We start from the raw sequence: 15,340 nt of genomic DNA on the forward strand, positions 1-15,340 counted from the left end.
ATCGGGCACGGCATTGCGAGAGGGGCGGTGAAAGCTCCGCGCCCCTTTCGGTTCGTCAATTCGGGCCTTGGCTCAATGTGCCTCGGCCCAGTTGGCGCCCTGCCCCGCATCGACGATCAGTGGGACATCAAGCTTGATGGCCGGTTCCGCCGCCCCCTCCATGACCTCGCGGGCGATGCGGATCAGATCATCGACCGCCCCCTCTTCAGCCTCGAAGACAAGCTCGTCATGGACTTGCAGCAACATGCCGACCGGCAGATGCGCAATCGCGGCGGGCATGCGAGCCATGGCGCGACGAATGATGTCGGCCGCCGCCCCCTGGATCGGGGCGTTGATCGCGGCGCGCTTGGCGCCGCCTGCTGCCGGGCCGTTCTGGTTGATGCCGGGCGTGTTGATGCGCCGTCCGAACAAGGTGCGCACATGCCCGTCCTGCTTGGCCTCGGCAATGGTGCGGTCCATATAGGCGCGGATCTCGGGGAAGCGTTCGAAATAGGTGTCGATGAAGGCCTGTGCCTCGGCGCGGGGAATGCGCAGGTTGCGCGCAAGGCCAAAGCCCGAAATGCCGTAGATCACGCCGAAATTGATCGCCTTGGCACGGCGGCGGATCATCGGGTCCATGCCCTCGACCGGAACGCCGAACATCTGGCTCGCGGTCATGGCGTGGATGTCGATGCCATCGCGAAACGCCTGCTTCAGCGCCGGGATCTGCGCCACATGGGCCAGGATGCGCAATTCGATCTGGCTGTAGTCGAGACTGACGATCCGCATTCCCGGACCGGCGATGAACGCCTCGCGGATGCGGCGGCCTTCGTCGGTCCGAACCGGGATGTTTTGCAGGTTCGGATCGGTCGAGGCCAGACGCCCGGTCTGCGCGCCGGCAATCGAATAGCTGGTATGGACCCGGCCGGTTTCGGGGTTCACATGCAGCGGCAGCGCATCGGTATAGGTCGATTTAAGCTTCGAGATGCCCCGCCAGTCCAGCACGCGCGCGGGCAGATCGTGCCCCTCGGCGGCAAGATCTTCAAGGACTTCGGCGCTTGTCGAATAGGCGCCGGTCTTGCCCTGCTTGCCCCCTTGCAGCCCCATGCGATCAAACAGGATCTCGCCCAGTTGCTTGGGGCTGCCGACATTGAAGCTGCCCCCGGCCAAGGCATGGATTTCCTCCTCCAGCGCGGCCATCTTCTGGGCAAAGGCGCTGGACATGCGCTGCAGATGGCCGACATCGACACGAATGCCGGTCATTTCCATTTGGGCCAGCACATTGATCATCGGCCGTTCAAGCAGCTCGTAGGACGTAGCCACATGCTCGCGCGACAATTCGGGCCGGAAGCGATGCCACAGCCGCCATGTCACCTCGGCATCTTCGGCCGCATATTCGGCCGCCTTGTCGATCGGCACCTGCGCAAAATTGATCTGCGACTTACCCGAACCGATCAGATCCTTGATGGGCACGCATTTATGCCCAAGATAAAGTTCGGCAAGCTCGTCCATGCCGTGATTGTGCGATCCCGCGTTCAGCGAATAAGACATCAGCATGGTGTCTTCGACCGAGGCCATGCGGATGCCCAGCCGTGCAAGGATCTTGCAGTCATACTTGATGTTCTGCCCGATCTTCAGCGTCGCCTCATCTTCGAGCACGGGCTTGAGCATCGCCAGCGCACGTTCGGCGGCCATCTGCCCTTCGGCCAGGGCGGGACCACCGAACAGGTCGCCCGAGATCCCCTCGCCGACATGGCCCAGCGGCAGATAGGCCGCCCGACCCGGTCCCGTGCAAAGCGAAACGCCGACCAGATCGGCGCGCATCTCGTCAAGCCCGGTCGTTTCCGTGTCGATGGCGACGATACCCTTTTCGGAAATCTCGGCCAGCCATTCGGCAAGGCTCGCCTCGTCACGGATCACGACATAGCCGCTGCGGTCGATCGGGGGCAGTTCGGCTGCTGCCGGTGCGGCATCGCTGGCGGCGGCAGGCGCGTCGGTGATGACGGGGGCCGCAGTTCCGAAACGCTCGGCCACGCGATTTGTCAGGGTGCGGAATTCCATTCGCGTCAGGAATTCAAGCAGCGCCTCAGGGTCGGGCTCGCGCACCTCAAGCGTGTCCAGCCCGAAATCCAGCGGCGTGTCGCAATCCAGCTCGACCAGCCGTTTCGAGATGCGGATCTGCTCGGCATGGTCGATCAGGGTCTGACGTCGCTTGGGCTGCTTGATCTCGGATGCACGTTCAAGGAGGGACTCGAGATCTCCATATTCCTGAATAAGTTGCGCGGCAGTCTTTATCCCGATTCCAGGTGCGCCGGGTACGTTGTCGACGGAATCGCCGGCCAGCGCCTGCACATCGACGACGCGATCCGGTTTGACGCCGAACTTCTCGAAAACCTCGTCGGGACCGATCTGCTTGCCCTTGATCGGGTCCATCATCTCGACCCCGCCGCCCACGAGCTGCATCAGGTCCTTGTCGGAACTGATGATGGTCACGCGCCCGCCCGCATCACGCGCCTTGCACGACAGCGCGGCGATGATGTCATCGGCTTCGAAGCCCTCGGTTTCGATGCAGGAGATGTTGTAGGCGCGCGTCGCCTCGCGGGTCAGCGGGAATTGCGGGCGCAGGTCCTCGGGCGGCGGCGGGCGATTGGCCTTGTAAAGCGGATAGATGTCGTTGCGGAAGGTCTTTGACGAGTGATCGAAGATCACGGCGGCATGGGTCGGCTGGTCCGGGCCGGTCCCGTCCTGGATGTATTTCCAGAGCATGTTGCAAAAGCCCGCGACCGCACCGATGGGCAGCCCGTCCGAACGCCTCGTCAGAGGCGGCAACGCGTGATAGGCCCGGAAGATGAAGGCCGAGCCATCGATAAGATGCAGATGGTGGCCCTTGCCGAATGCTTCAGTCATTTATGCCCCCGTCGTGCAGAAATCAGTCGCCCCCTTCTGCCACGAAGGAAGCCGGGGGCCAAGACCGGCTCTGGCGGACGATCCGAACGCGCGGTCGCATGACAAAACCCGGCCCTGCCGGACCGGGTTCGCTTCGCGCTCAGACAGCGAGGCACCCCATTCGGGCGGCCCTTCAGCCCGTCTCAGTGATCGTCATGCGCATGGGCGCGGTCGATCTCGAAGCGCTTGTCGCAATAGCCGCATTCAACGAAGCCGGTATCATGGGGAATGGCAAGCCAAACCCGCGGATGGCCTGCACCGCGCGATTCATCCCCATCGCAAGCCACCTTCCATGAAGTGACAACCTGGATCTCGGGGGCCGGAAGGGTCATGGCGATTCCTTGAGCTCTGACAACAAACGGAGTTAAACCGGCGCAGATCATAATGACTGGAACGACGCTATGCCAGCCCCCCGGGACTTCAATACCGAAGCAAATGCGATCGAGATCAGAGGCCTGACCAAGACCTATGCCGCCTCTGGCTCTGCTCCGCCGAAACAGGCGCTGAAGGGGCTGGACCTTTCGATCCCTGCAGGATCGATCTTTGGCCTGCTCGGGCCGAACGGCGCGGGCAAGTCCACCACGATCAACATTCTGGCCGGGCTGGTGCGCAAGACGGCCGGCAAGGTTTCGATCTGGGGCTTCGACCAGGACGTGAACCCCCGCCAGTCGCGCGCAGCCATCGGGGTCATGCCACAGGAACTGAACATCGACCCATTCCTGAGCCCGCGGGCCAGCCTCGAGGTGCAGGCGGGGCTTTACGGCGTGCCCAAGCGCGAACGCTGGACAGACGAGCTGCTCGAGCTGGTCGGGCTTTCGGACCAGGCGGAGAGCTATTCCCGTCACCTGTCGGGAGGCATGAAACGACGCTTGCTGCTGGCCAAGGCGCTGGTCCACCGGCCCCAGATTCTCGTGCTGGACGAGCCGACCGCAGGGGTCGACATCCAGTTGCGCGAAACGCTGTGGCGCAATGTCAGGCGGCTGAACGAACAGGGGATGACCATCATCCTCACGACCCACTATCTCGAAGAGGCCGAAGAGATGTGCGACCGCATCGCCATCGTCGACCGTGGCAGCCTGATCCAGTGCGAAGAAACCCGCACGCTTGTCGGACGCGCGGATTCAAAGACGCTGATTCTGGATACGGGCGATGCGCGCGCCATTCCCGAGCTTCCGACAAATGTCCGGGCCGAACGCCGCGCCGATGGCAGGCTTGCGATCAGCTATGCCCCGTCACGCACCACCGCCGATGCGCTGATCGACGCCATTCGCGGCGCGGGAATTCCCATTCGCGACATTGCGGCCGAAGTGCCGGACCTCGAGGACGTTTTCGTCCAGTTGACCTCGAGGTCCTGATCGGGGCCGGGTCAGGCCGGATCGACCATCCGGCCGATATTCCTTCCGCCAAGGATGTGCATGTGGAAATGCGGGACTTCCTGCACGCCATGCACACCGGCATTGGTGATGACGCGATAGCCCTGCCCGCTGTCCAGATCGACGCCCAGTTCGTGCGTCAGGCGCGCCATGGCGCGGGTGAAATCCAGGACCTCGGCGTCCGAAGCATTTGCCGCGAAATCGTCATAGCTGACATAGGCGCCCTTCGGGATCACCAGCACATGCACCGGGGCCTTGGGCGCGATGTCGCGAAAGGCCAGCGTATGTTCCGTTTCCAGAACGGTCTGGTTCGGGATCTCGCCCCGCAGGATGCGCGCGAAAATGTTTGTCTCGTCATAGGCAGGCATGTGCCCCTCCCTGTCATTCGGCGAAAAGAAACTGCGTGCTGGCCAGCTCACGCCCCATTTCTGGCATCACGTCGAGAAAGCGTGCGATCTGCACGGCATTGTCTTCGGCGCTGCGCCAGGGCGCTATCGAGTGGAAGCTGGTGAATTCTATATCGCGCAACCGTTCGGCCTCATGTTCAAGATCGGCTCGGACAGTCGGCAGCAGGCGCTCGATCACTTCCTCGGATGTCTCGGGACCGGCAAGGCCGACCCGTCCGATATGACCGCGCAGGTAATCGTCATCGAAATGCGAATCGATCAGAAGAACCCGCGTGTCGGTCTTGTCAGAGGCCAGGTCCTGGATCAGGTGCATGCCCGAAGGGTCAAGGCAGATCACGAGGCGGTTCGCGTCAAACTGCTCGAAAAGAAGCCGCAGAAGCGCCTTGCGGTGGCGATGCCGCTTGCTGACCGTGTTCTCGACGCCGCCCAGATCAGGCAGGCGCGCCTCGGCCTCGTTGAACAGGTAGTCGACGGCCGGAATATCGGTATGGGTTCGAATGGCCTCGGTCAGGCGCTTGGCGATATGCCATTTCTTGGACACGATCAGACGCAACGAATTTTCACGTCCAAGCGTGCCATCCGTTTCCCAGAATCGGGGCGCAAATCGCCGACCGACCCGCCCGCGACCGGTCAGAAAGCGAAAGAGGCCCGTGGCTTCGTTCGAAATCGGGAAATGCACGCCCTCGGCCGCCCATAGCGCCCCCAGGCGTTCGCGCAGGCGCAGGGCTTCGGGGCTGATCTTGCGGGCGAACAGGTAATTCTGGCCCATCAGCAGATCGTAGTGATCGTTGTAGAAGGTCACGGGCATGCCGTAATCGGTGAAGACCAGATAGGTCAGCGTCCGTGGACGCAATTCCTTGCGCGGCACGACATGGGGCACGACGGTCTGGAAGAAGGTCTCGTCGGGTATCCATGTCGTAGCGAAGAACCGCATCACATCCGGACGGCTTGCGCAGAACTCAAGCACACGCTCGACCGTCTGGCGTCTCAGGCACCACCATTGGGAACCGATCCTCACCTGGATGTCGCTGGGGATCTGGCGGGTGATCTTGAAACGCTTCTGCAGCTCGTAGCTGGCATAGAACCGCTTGGGCTGGGTGCGTTCATTGAACCAGTGGCGATAGATCAGCCGTTCTTCCTTGAAGCCCGTCTTGATCCAGTCCGACTCGAAAAAGTCGAAATTTTCGATGTAGTCGCAATCCTCGGCATCGAGGAAGGCATGCGCGTATTCGGCCGATTTGATCGGCATGCAATCGCCCGAGAGCATGTAGAAATGCGTGGCCAACGGAAAGGATGCCACGGCGGCCCTGACCGCCTCGAGCGTGGCCCCGACCAGCGACCATTCCCCCCAACCGCATTTCCAGCGCTTGGCCGCGAAAACCACCGAAGGGTTGTCGGCCAGTTCCGAACGGATCAGTTCAAAGTCACGCAGGTTGGCGCGGGCATCGAAATGGATGGAAACGTAGTCTCCCGAAGCGGTCAGGCGGTTGGCTTGGGCCACCACCCCCTTCGGGTCCTTGTGGCAGAGCAGAATGAAGGCAATCCGCGCCATTTATCTAATCAATCCATTCATGACAGCGGTCTTGTTCTACACGCGGTTGAAACTCTGTCAGCGATTTGCTTTCTGTGTCTAACGATTTTGGCAAGGTCGGCAACCCGACCCCAGCCTCCAACAAGGAATATCTCAATGGGTTTTCCCGGAACTTGGATGACTGAAAGCGAAAGCATGGTCTATCGTGTCGTCCCGAAATGCGCCTGCTCATCAATCGGTCAGATCATGTTCTATTCCGATCATGGCCGCTATTTCGACGGCGACATTCACGATTCCACCGAAGGGCTGCACAAATGGAACCAGGATCAAAGCCAGAATCTGATTGAAAAGAACGTGAAGGCCCATCAATCCCTGACGTTCACCTGTGTTCGCAATCCCTATACCCGCGTCCTTTCTTCGTTCTTCGACAAGATCGCGGGCATCCAGCGCAACGGCAAGCGGTACCGCGGCAGCCTGATCCCGCAACTGATGCAGCGCTATGGCATCGACGTGGGAAGCCCCGAAAACGATTTCGAATTCGACCAGATCGCCAGCTTCCGCAGGTTCCTTTTGTTCGCGCGCGACACCATCCGCTGGCGCCGCCCGATGGAGCCTGACATCCACTGGTCATCCATGTCGGGCCACATCTCGACCTTCATCGTGAATGGCGGACGCTACGATCAGATCTTTTTCACCGAGAAGTTCAACGAAGGCATGCAGAAGGTGCTGAACGCCGCCTCGACGCGGGTCAAGGTGGATGTGAACGACGTGCCGAAATTCAACGAATCCGAAGGACACGGCCCCAAGCGGGCACACAAGGTCAGCGACTATTTCGACGACCTGTCGCGCCATCTTGTCTGGGAAGTCTACAAGAAGGACTTCCAGCTTTTCAAATACGACTTCGACAACCCGGACAACAAGTTCCCGAAATCCGAAGTCGACCTTGCCGAGGTTCACGCCAAGCTCGGTCGCTGACCCCGGGGGCATGCGGCAGGTCGCGATCTGCCGCATTGTCCCCCTTGACCCTCGTCTCCGCCGCGGTTTTTCCTTCAAAGCAGAAAGTTTCCCCTTGCGGAACGGATCGAATACGCTATTTTGCCGCGTTCATTCGACCGGTGGGGGATAACCCGGACCGTGGCCCCCGAGCGCGAACACTCGTTTCGTGCCTTGCGGTCGACGCGTCATTGGCCTATGCCCCGCCCCAGACCCGATATCAGAATCCGGGGCCGCCGTGAGGCCGCCCCCCGAACCACTTGAGGTTGTGACATGGCCGTCCCTCAGAACCGAGTTACCCGCTCCCGCCGCAACATGCGTCGTTCGCATGACGCCCTGGTTGCCGGCAACCCGAACGAATGCTCGAACTGCGGCGAACTGAAGCGCCCGCACCACGTCTGCCCGTCCTGCGGCCACTATGGCGACCGTGAGGTCGTCGCTCAGGCCAACGAAGTCGACCTGGACGACGACGCGGCGTAAGCGGACCGACCGAGGACATGACTTCGGCGGAGATCTCGACCGATACGCGCGCCCATGAATTCAAGGGCAGCGTGGTGATATCCGTTGATGCCATGGGCGGCGATCGCGGTCCTGCCGCGGTCGTGGCGGGCATCGCGCTCAGCGCCGACAAGAATCCGGACATCCGGTTCATCGTCCACGGTCCCCGGGCCGAACTCGAACGGCTGATCGCCAAGCGGCCCGGCCTTGCCGAGCGTTGCGACATTCGCGACGCGCCAGGCGTCGTGACGATGGAGGACAAGCCCAGCCAGGTGCTTCGCAAAGGCGAAGGCACCTCGATGTGGTCCACCGTCGAATCGGTCCGCAAGGGCGAAGCGACCGTCGCAGTCTCCTGCGGCAATACCGGCGCGTTGATGGCACTGTCGATGCTGCGTCTGCGCAAGTTGCCGGGTGTCAACCGCCCTGCCATCGCCTGCCTCTGGCCCTCGCGGAATCCGCAGGGGTTCAACGTCATGCTCGACGTCGGCGCGGATATCCGGGCCGATGCGCAGGACCTGCTTACATATGCGCTGATGGGCGCATCCTATGCCCGAAACGGTCTTGGCCTCGCCCTTCCACGGGTGGGGCTTTTGAACGTGGGCACGGAAGAGCACAAGGGCCGCGCCGAACTCAAGCAGGCCCATGAGCTGATCGGCCTGAGCGCGGCAAGCGCCAATTTCGAATATGTGGGGTTTGTCGAGGGCGGAGATCTGCCCTCTGCCCGTGTCGACGTGATCGTGACCGATGGATTCACGGGCAATGTCGCGCTCAAGACCGGCGAAGGCACGGCCAAGCTTGTCGGCGATTTCCTCAAGGAAGCTTTCGGCAACTCGGTGCTTTCCAAGTTCGCGGCACTTCTCGCCATGACCTCGCTCAAGCGGTTGCAAAAGCGGATCGATCCGCGTCGGGTGAACGGGGGCGTCTTCCTTGGCCTCAACGGAACCGTGGTGAAGTCACACGGTTCGGCCGATGAAACCGGCGTCTCGGCCGCAATCAAGCTGGCCTTCCAGCTTGCGCAATCCGGGTTTCACGATCGCCTCGCTGCGCGCATCGCCCAGTCGCTTACCCATGAAACGGCCGGCATTTCCGGCGCAGAAAGCAAGAGGACGTCCTGATGCGGCGTGCGGTTGTCCGGGGCACGGGCCATTACCTGCCCGAACGTGTGGTTGAAAACAGCTGGTTCGAAGACAAGCTGGACACCAGCGACGAATGGATTCGCACTCGCACCGGGATCGAACGCCGCCATTTCGCGGCAGAGGATCAACGGACCAGCGACCTGGGCATCGCCGCCGCGAAGGCTGCCTTGACGAATGCGGGCATGACCGCCGACCAGATCGACGCGGTTATCGTGGCTACTTCGACGCCGGACTTCACCTTCCCTTCGGTCGCGACCATGGTGCAGGCGGGTCTGGGCATGAAGGGCGGTTTTGCCTTCGACGTCCAGGCTGTCTGCGCGGGCTTCGTCTTTGCCCTGGCCAATGCCGATGCGATGATCCGTTCGGGTCAGGCGGAACGCATCCTGGTGATCGGTGCGGAAACCTTCAGCCGCATCATGGACTGGACCGATCGCGGCACATGCGTGCTATTCGGCGACGGAGCCGGCGCAGTCGTGCTCGAAGCAGCCGAGGGCAACGGCGACCCCAAGGATCGGGGCATTCTCGCGACCGACCTCAACAGCGATGGCCAGTATCGCGACCTTCTCTATGTCGATGGCGGTGTCGCATCGACTGGCACGGCGGGCCATTTGCGGATGCAGGGGAACCTTGTGTTCCGCCATGCTGTCGAGAAGCTGGCCGATACCGCGCATCGCACGATCGAACGGGCCGGGCTGACCACCGGTCAGGTCGACTGGCTCGTGCCGCACCAGGCAAACCTGAGGATCATCGAGGCGACCGCGAAGCGGATGCAATTGCCGATGGAGAAAGTCGTGCTGACGGTTGCCGATCACGGCAATACCTCGGCGGCCTCGATCCCGCTGGCACTTTCGGTCGCGGCGTCCGAAGGCAAATTCAAGCCCGGACAGGTCCTTGTCGCCGAAGCGATCGGCGGGGGCCTGGCATGGGGTTCGGTGGTGCTGCGCTGGTAATCAGCGCAGCTGCGAATCCTTCGACCCCTTGCGGTTCATTCCGGCCTGCGGACGCCAGGCCTTGTCCTGTTTCGACTGACACTCAACGCAAAGCTGCACGCCGGGCACGGCCTCGCGGCGCGCCGGTGGGATTGGCTCGTCACATTCCACGCAAAATTCGGCGCTTTCACCGCTTTGGCGATGGGCATTCCGTTCGCGCATACGGGCAATCGCCTCTTGCGTAGAGACGTCGATCTGGTCGTTCACCGCGCCGTCGCGCGCCCAGCCTCCGGCCATGCCTGCCTCCTCTTGTGGCTCCGTTTTCCGATAGATGGGGTCAATTTTCGGGCAGTCAATCCGCAGTTTGCCCCCGAATTCCCGATAACGCCCGAAAAATATGAAAGAAATCGGTTCGACCGGAACCGTTTTCCAGCCCAGCTTGTTGACACCTCGCCGCAAAAAAATCATCCTGATCAGGAGAGAGAGGTTTCCCAGATGAGCGACTCTACACTGACCCGCATGGATCTGGCCGAGGCCGTATTTCGCGAAGTGGGTCTTTCCCGCCACGAATCCGCGCAGCTGGTCGAAAGTGTCCTGGGCCATATTTCCGACGCACTCGTCCGGGGCGAACAGGTCAAGATCTCGTCCTTTGGCACCTTCTCGGTGCGGGACAAGAACGAACGGATCGGACGCAACCCCAAGACCGGGGAAGAAGTGCCGATCACGCCGCGTCGCGTGCTGTCATTCCGGCCATCACATCTGATGAAGGATCGGGTGGCCGCCGGAAACAAGTCCGATAGCTGATGGACAAGTCTCCCGACGCCTTCCGCTCCATCGGCGAGGTATCGCGCCTCGTAGGCGTCGCGCCGCATGTGTTGCGTTATTGGGAGACCCAGTTCAGCCAGCTTTCCCCAGTCAAGCGCGGCGACGGCAGACGGTATTACCGGCCTGACGACGTGCGCCTTGTGGCTGGCCTGTGCCAGGTCATGCGCGAAGAGGGGCTGAGTATCCGGGGAGCCAAGCGCCTGATTTCCTCGGATCGCGGCGCGGAATTGCGGCGGATCGGTGAAATACGCCTTGGGGACGCGATGCGAGACAGCGCCCCAGAAACCGAACGTCGCATCCCTGCCCACCAGCCGGCCGATCAGCTTGCGCTGCCCGATCCCGCTGCCTCTGCCCTGGCGAAACCGCAGCCCCCCCGCGACAGCGTCGCGGTCAATCGAGCGGCAGCGCGCAAGCGCAATTCCGGCAATTCCGATTCGCTTCCGCTCTTTGCCGACCACCAACAGCCGGGTGAAAGCCAGACCACCGACGGGATGCATTGGCTTGGCCGGATTGCGCGCGCGGCCCAGATCATGCGCGGGCACGAAGCGCGCGGGGCATCGCTTCACCCAAGGGCCCGCAATCTGCGCGAGCTATTGTCCGAACTTCGCTAATGCGATGATTCCACGAGATTTCGCAGCATTTGCGCCGGCCTGCGCGCAGATCGTCATTATTCGTGAAATTTCCTTCCGGAACCCCTTGTGCTGCCCGCCCGCTTCCCTCTATATGACCCCCGTCGGGCCGTGGCGCAGCCTGGTTAGCGCGTCCGTCTGGGGGGCGGAAGGCCGCGAGTTCGAATCTCGCCGGCCCGACCATTCCGAAAACGCCCATCCCCATCCGGGGGTGGGCGTTTCCCTTTTCCGAAAGGATCTTTCTTGAACGGTGTTCTGCCTGACAGCGCCCTGCGTCTTCTGATCGAAAACGGCGCCATCTCGGCCTCTTCCTCGATCCTTCCTGCGCAGATCCAGCCCGCAAGTCTTGATCTGCGGCTTGGAACCACGGCATGGCGGTTGCGCTCATCCTTCCTCTGCGGAAGGGGCCGCAAGGTCAGCGACAGGCTTGCCGATTTCGAGATGCACCGCATGGACCTGAGCGATGGCGCCGTGCTGGAAAAGGGCTGCGTCTATCTCGTGCCTCTGATGGAGCGGCTTTCGCTGCCCGCCGGACTTGAGGCTGTCGCGAACGCGAAAAGCTCGACCGGGCGGCTTGACCTGCTGACCCGGCTCGTCACGGATGAGGGCACCGAGTTCGACCGCCTGCCCGAAGGCTATGACGGCCCGCTTTACGCCGAGATCTGCCCGCGCAGCTTCTCGGTTCTGGTTCGCCCCGGCATGCGCCTGAACCAGCTTCGCTTGCGGCAGGGACAGTCGCTGCTGAGCGATGACGATCTGCGCGCATTGCACGCGGATGAGCCGCTCGTGACGGGCGATGCCTTGATCGATGACGGGCTGGGCTTTTCGGTAGACCTGCGGCCGGCTCATGGCGATCTGGTGGGCTATCGCGCACGTCCCCATAGCGGGGTCGTGGATCTGGACCGGATCGGCGCCTATCGCGCGCGGGATTTTTGGGACGAATTGCGCACGAGTGACGGCCAACTCATCCTTGATCCCGGCGCCTTCTACATCCTGGTCAGCCGCGAAGCCGTGGCCATTCCGCCCGATTACGCCGCCGAAATGGCGCCCTATCTCGCGATGGTGGGTGAGTTTCGCGTCCATTACGCGGGCTTCTTCGATCCGGGCTTCGGGCACGGCCCTTCGGGGCTTGGGGCGCGTGGCGTCCTTGAGGTGCGCTGCCACGAAGCGCCCTTCGCGCTTGAGCATGGGCAGGTCGTCGGCCGACTGGTCTACGAACGGATGGCCAATCGCCCCGATTGCCTTTACGGCAGCGGGATCGCCTCGAACTACCAGGGACAGGGGTTGAAGCTCGCCAAGCAATTCGTGGCAAGCTGACCGTCTCTAACCCTGAAAGCGACCGTCAACGCCCGATGCGACGCGTGATGCGGGCTGCCTGCCGGGCGCGCTTGATCGCTTTGCGCGCCGACTTTTCGCGTTGTCGCTGCTGGGGTGTCTGCCGACCGCTGCTGTCGGAATTGGCCTTGCGTATGCCCCAATGCATCAGCCGGTTTGTCAACATCCGGCTGAGCATGCCCATGAGCTGATTTACGTTCATCTTTCGGCTTTCCCCGCTGTCACTCGTCTTCGTAGGCGTCTTCGGCCATGGCCTCGTCCCCCTCGCCCGGAACGGCCGGGAAGAACGCAGAACGTTCCTCGGGCGGGCGCGATTCAAGAAGGCCCGCGGCGCGCAGCTCGGCCAATCCCGGCAGATCGCGCGCACTTTCCAGCCCGAAATGGTCGAGGAAGCTCTCGGTCACCACGAATGTCACCGGACGGCCCGGGGTCTGCCTGCGTCGCCCGACGCGGACCCAGTCAAGCTCGATCAGCTGATCCAATGTCCCGCGGTTGACCGCGACGCCACGAATCTCCTCGATTTCCGCCCTCGTGACGGGCTGATGATAGGCGATGATCGCAAGCGTCTCGGTCGCGGCGCGGGAAAGCTTGCGAGTCTCGGTCGTTTCTTCCTGCATCAGGAACGCCAGATCGGCAGCCGTGCGGAACGCCCAGGCATCGCCGATGCGCGCCAACTGTACGCCTCGCCCCTCGTAGCGCGCACGCAGGCTCATCAGCGCTTCGGAAGGCTCGCAACCTTCGGGCAAGCGGGCGACGATCTCGCGCAGGCTCATCGGCTCGGATGCGGCAAACAGGATCGCTTCGATCATGCGCTCCTGCTCGGACGGTGCAGGCGGATCAAGTCGCGGGCTTGACGGCGTTGCGCCTTCGGTCGGGATATCGGTCTGGGTCATTTCTGCCGTCTGCGAATGGTGATAGGGGCGAATGTGTCCGCCTGGCGCAATTCAAGCTGCCCCTGTCGTGCCAGCTCCAGCGTCGCGGCGAATGTCGCGGCCGTGGCCGAACGGCGTCGACCCGGATCCTCGCCCCAACCATCCGGCAGAAAGGACATAAGCTCGGTCCAGTCGCCAGCATAGCCGATCATGCCGCGAACCCGCTCGAGGGCTTGCTCCATCGTGAACACGTCCTTGCGGTCGAAGGCATAGGGGCGGAATTCGTCGCGCGTCCGCAGCCGTGCATAGGCCCGCATCAGGTCGATCAGCCCCGCCTGCCAGGCAACCTTGCGCGATCGGGCGACGGTTTCCGGCGCGCCCCGGACAAAGCGCTGACGCCCCAACCTGTCGCGCGCCATGAGGCTTGAGGCCGCCTCGCGCATGGCGTGCAAGCGCTCAAGCTGGAAGGCGAGATGCGCGGCCATGTCCTCGGCCGAAGGTCCCTCGGCCTCGGGGTCGGGCGGCAGCAAAAGGCGGGATTTCAGGAATGCCAGCCAGGCCGCCATGACCAGGTAATCCGCTGCCAGTTCGATGCGAAGCGCGCGCGCCTGCTCGACAAAGGCCAGATATTGATCTGCCAGGTCCAGAACAGAAACCTGGAGCAGATCGACCTTCTGGGTCCGTGACAGCGTCAGCAAAAGGTCGAGCGGGCCTTCGAAACCTGCGACATCGACGACAAGGACTTCTTCTGCCTGCCGTTCGGCCACGCTCGCGTCCTGCGGCGCGGCAGCTTTGCCGGGTTCCGGTTCGGGAACCGCTTTCAGATAGGGAACCGTGGTCATGGTCGGTCAGGCCCGATGGATCGGAACAGAATCGGGCATGCGTGATCTCAAGTCAATATCAGGCGGCAAGGCCACCAAGGGCGCGCAACTCGGCGCGCAATTCGTCCTCGGCGCAGCTCTCCCCTGCCCTGCGCAGGGCAAGCGCGCGATCCCCCCGCAACCGCGCCCGATCGGACATCTGCCCGGCCGCCGCGACGATGCTTTCCATCTGGGTGACCGTTTCGTTGCAGGACAGGACAAGGTCGCAGCCTGCGGCGATCGTGGCGGCGGCGCGTTCCGCCGGGCTGCCTGACAGGGCTTCCATGCCGATATCGTCGGACATCAGAAGCCCGTCGAAGCCGATCGTCTCGCGGATCATCTGGATGACCGGGGCCGAGGCCGTGGCCGGAGCCGCGTCGATGGCGGTGAAACGGATATGAGCGGTCATCGCCATCGGCAAATCCGCCAGCGCGCGGAACGGCGCAAAGTCGGTCTGCGCGAGCTCGTCCAGGCTGGCATCGACCACGGGAAGGTCCTTGTGGCTGTCAACCTTGGCCCGCCCATGTCCGGGCATGTGCTTGATGACGGGAAGGACGCCCGCAGCCATCATCGCATCGGCCGCGACACGACCCAGGCGGATGACCGTCTCGGCATCGGTGCCAAGACAGCGGTTGCGCAGGAAGGGATGGGTGTCTTCCCGTGCGATATCCAGCACCGGGGCACAATCCGCGTCGATCCCCATGCCGCGCAATTCGCGCGACATCAGGAAATGATGCAGCCAGACGGCACGTTCGCCATGCCCGGCCTGATCCAGCGGCGCGGGCCAGTCGGTCCAATGCGGCGAACGCAAACGCTGGACCCTGCCCCCTTCCTGGTCGATCAGGACCGGGGCATCACGGCCCACGGCGTCGCGCAATGCTGCGGTCAGCCGGATCAAGCGTTCAGGTGTGTCGATATTGCGACCGAACAGGATGAACCCCCAGGGATTCGCGCCCTGGAAGAAATCCCGTTCGGATGCCGTCAGATCGGGGCCGGCGATGCCGCCCAGAATGGTAGCGCTGGTCAT

The 15,340-nt window shown here is 62.8% G+C and carries 17 protein-coding genes and 1 tRNA gene; 9 read left to right on the forward strand and 9 right to left on the reverse strand.

Features of this window, described 5'->3' with window-relative positions; genetic code table 11:
• Positions 1–72: 72 nt before the first annotated feature.
• Positions 73–2,886 (reverse strand): DNA polymerase I, encoded by a 2,814-nt coding sequence (gene polA / locus RGQ15_RS13315; RefSeq protein ID WP_311160777.1) that lies wholly within the window; start codon positions 2,884–2,886, stop codon positions 73–75.
• 182 nt (positions 2,887–3,068) lie between these two features.
• On the reverse strand, positions 3,069–3,257 hold the full coding sequence (locus tag RGQ15_RS13320; protein ID WP_311160778.1) for a zinc-finger domain-containing protein: 189 nt from the start codon (positions 3,255–3,257) through the stop codon (positions 3,069–3,071).
• A 69-nt stretch (positions 3,258–3,326) separates the two neighbouring features.
• Between RGQ15_RS13320 and RGQ15_RS13325 the strand changes: the two genes are divergently transcribed.
• Positions 3,327–4,280 (forward strand): ABC transporter ATP-binding protein, encoded by a 954-nt coding sequence (locus tag RGQ15_RS13325; protein ID WP_311160779.1) that lies wholly within the window; start codon positions 3,327–3,329, stop codon positions 4,278–4,280.
• 11 nt (positions 4,281–4,291) lie between these two features.
• Here the strand turns inward: RGQ15_RS13325 and RGQ15_RS13330 are convergent, their stop codons facing one another.
• Together RGQ15_RS13330 and RGQ15_RS13335 are read right to left on the reverse strand one after the other, a co-directional pair.
• Positions 4,292–4,666 (reverse strand): histidine triad nucleotide-binding protein, encoded by a 375-nt coding sequence (locus RGQ15_RS13330; RefSeq protein WP_311160780.1) that lies wholly within the window; start codon positions 4,664–4,666, stop codon positions 4,292–4,294.
• 13 nt (positions 4,667–4,679) lie between these two features.
• Positions 4,680–6,257 (reverse strand): DUF5928 domain-containing protein, encoded by a 1,578-nt coding sequence (locus RGQ15_RS13335; protein WP_311160781.1) that lies wholly within the window; start codon positions 6,255–6,257, stop codon positions 4,680–4,682.
• Between the two features lie 135 nt (positions 6,258–6,392).
• On the opposite strand from RGQ15_RS13335, the gene RGQ15_RS13340 reads away from it, so the two are divergent.
• The 4 genes from RGQ15_RS13340 to RGQ15_RS13355 all read left to right on the forward strand — a co-directional run bounded on the left by RGQ15_RS13340 (position 6,393) and on the right by RGQ15_RS13355 (position 9,813).
• The gene (locus tag RGQ15_RS13340) at positions 6,393–7,211 is read left to right on the forward strand and encodes a sulfotransferase family protein (protein ID WP_311160782.1); all 819 of its coding nucleotides are present in this window, start codon (positions 6,393–6,395) and stop codon (positions 7,209–7,211) included.
• A gap of 291 nt (positions 7,212–7,502) precedes the next feature.
• A complete protein-coding gene (gene rpmF / locus RGQ15_RS13345; RefSeq protein ID WP_311160784.1) occupies positions 7,503–7,709 on the forward strand; it encodes a 50S ribosomal protein L32 in 207 nt (68 codons plus the stop codon).
• A gap of 17 nt (positions 7,710–7,726) precedes the next feature.
• Positions 7,727–8,842 (forward strand): phosphate acyltransferase PlsX, encoded by a 1,116-nt coding sequence (gene plsX / locus RGQ15_RS13350; protein ID WP_311160786.1) that lies wholly within the window; start codon positions 7,727–7,729, stop codon positions 8,840–8,842.
• Positions 8,842–9,813, forward strand: a complete 972-nt coding sequence (locus tag RGQ15_RS13355; protein WP_311160787.1) for a beta-ketoacyl-ACP synthase III — start codon at positions 8,842–8,844, stop codon at positions 9,811–9,813. The genes plsX and RGQ15_RS13355 overlap by 1 nt, the downstream gene beginning before the upstream one ends.
• On the opposite strand, the gene RGQ15_RS13360 is transcribed toward RGQ15_RS13355, so the two are convergent.
• Positions 9,814–10,089: a DksA/TraR family C4-type zinc finger protein gene (locus RGQ15_RS13360; protein WP_311160789.1), complete on the reverse strand. Its 276-nt coding sequence runs from the start codon at positions 10,087–10,089 to the stop codon at positions 9,814–9,816.
• Positions 10,090–10,287: 198 nt separating this feature from the next.
• Between RGQ15_RS13360 and ihfA the strand changes: the two genes are divergently transcribed.
• From ihfA to RGQ15_RS13380, 4 genes are all read left to right on the forward strand, one after another.
• On the forward strand, positions 10,288–10,596 hold the full coding sequence (gene ihfA, locus RGQ15_RS13365) for an integration host factor subunit alpha (RefSeq protein WP_311160791.1): 309 nt from the start codon (positions 10,288–10,290) through the stop codon (positions 10,594–10,596).
• The gene (locus RGQ15_RS13370) at positions 10,596–11,228 is read left to right on the forward strand and encodes a MerR family transcriptional regulator (protein ID WP_311160793.1); all 633 of its coding nucleotides are present in this window, start codon (positions 10,596–10,598) and stop codon (positions 11,226–11,228) included. Before ihfA ends, RGQ15_RS13370 begins: the two co-directional genes overlap by 1 nt.
• A gap of 123 nt (positions 11,229–11,351) precedes the next feature.
• Positions 11,352–11,429, forward strand: a tRNA-Pro gene (locus RGQ15_RS13375).
• A 60-nt stretch (positions 11,430–11,489) separates the two neighbouring features.
• On the forward strand, positions 11,490–12,563 hold the full coding sequence (locus RGQ15_RS13380; RefSeq protein WP_311160794.1) for a 2'-deoxycytidine 5'-triphosphate deaminase: 1,074 nt from the start codon (positions 11,490–11,492) through the stop codon (positions 12,561–12,563).
• A gap of 25 nt (positions 12,564–12,588) precedes the next feature.
• Here the strand turns inward: RGQ15_RS13380 and RGQ15_RS13385 are convergent, their stop codons facing one another.
• The 4 genes from RGQ15_RS13385 to nagZ are packed head-to-tail and all read right to left on the reverse strand — an operon-like array spanning position 12,589 to position 15,340.
• Positions 12,589–12,783 carry a hypothetical protein gene (locus tag RGQ15_RS13385; protein ID WP_311160795.1) on the reverse strand — a complete coding sequence of 65 codons (195 nt, stop codon included), beginning with the start codon at positions 12,781–12,783 and terminating at the stop codon, positions 12,589–12,591.
• Between the two features lie 19 nt (positions 12,784–12,802).
• Complete coding sequence (gene scpB / locus RGQ15_RS13390) at positions 12,803–13,474, reverse strand: SMC-Scp complex subunit ScpB (RefSeq protein ID WP_409201321.1); 672 nt, start codon at positions 13,472–13,474, stop codon at positions 12,803–12,805.
• A complete protein-coding gene (locus RGQ15_RS13395; RefSeq protein ID WP_311160796.1) occupies positions 13,471–14,295 on the reverse strand; it encodes a segregation and condensation protein A in 825 nt (274 codons plus the stop codon). The genes scpB and RGQ15_RS13395 overlap by 4 nt, the downstream gene beginning before the upstream one ends.
• Before the next feature lie 58 nt (positions 14,296–14,353).
• On the reverse strand, positions 14,354–15,340 hold the full coding sequence (nagZ, locus tag RGQ15_RS13400) for a beta-N-acetylhexosaminidase (RefSeq protein WP_311160797.1): 987 nt from the start codon (positions 15,338–15,340) through the stop codon (positions 14,354–14,356).

Source organism: Paracoccus sp. MBLB3053, assembly GCF_031822435.1.
In the GTDB taxonomy this organism is placed as follows: domain Bacteria; phylum Pseudomonadota; class Alphaproteobacteria; order Rhodobacterales; family Rhodobacteraceae; genus Paracoccus; species Paracoccus aurantius.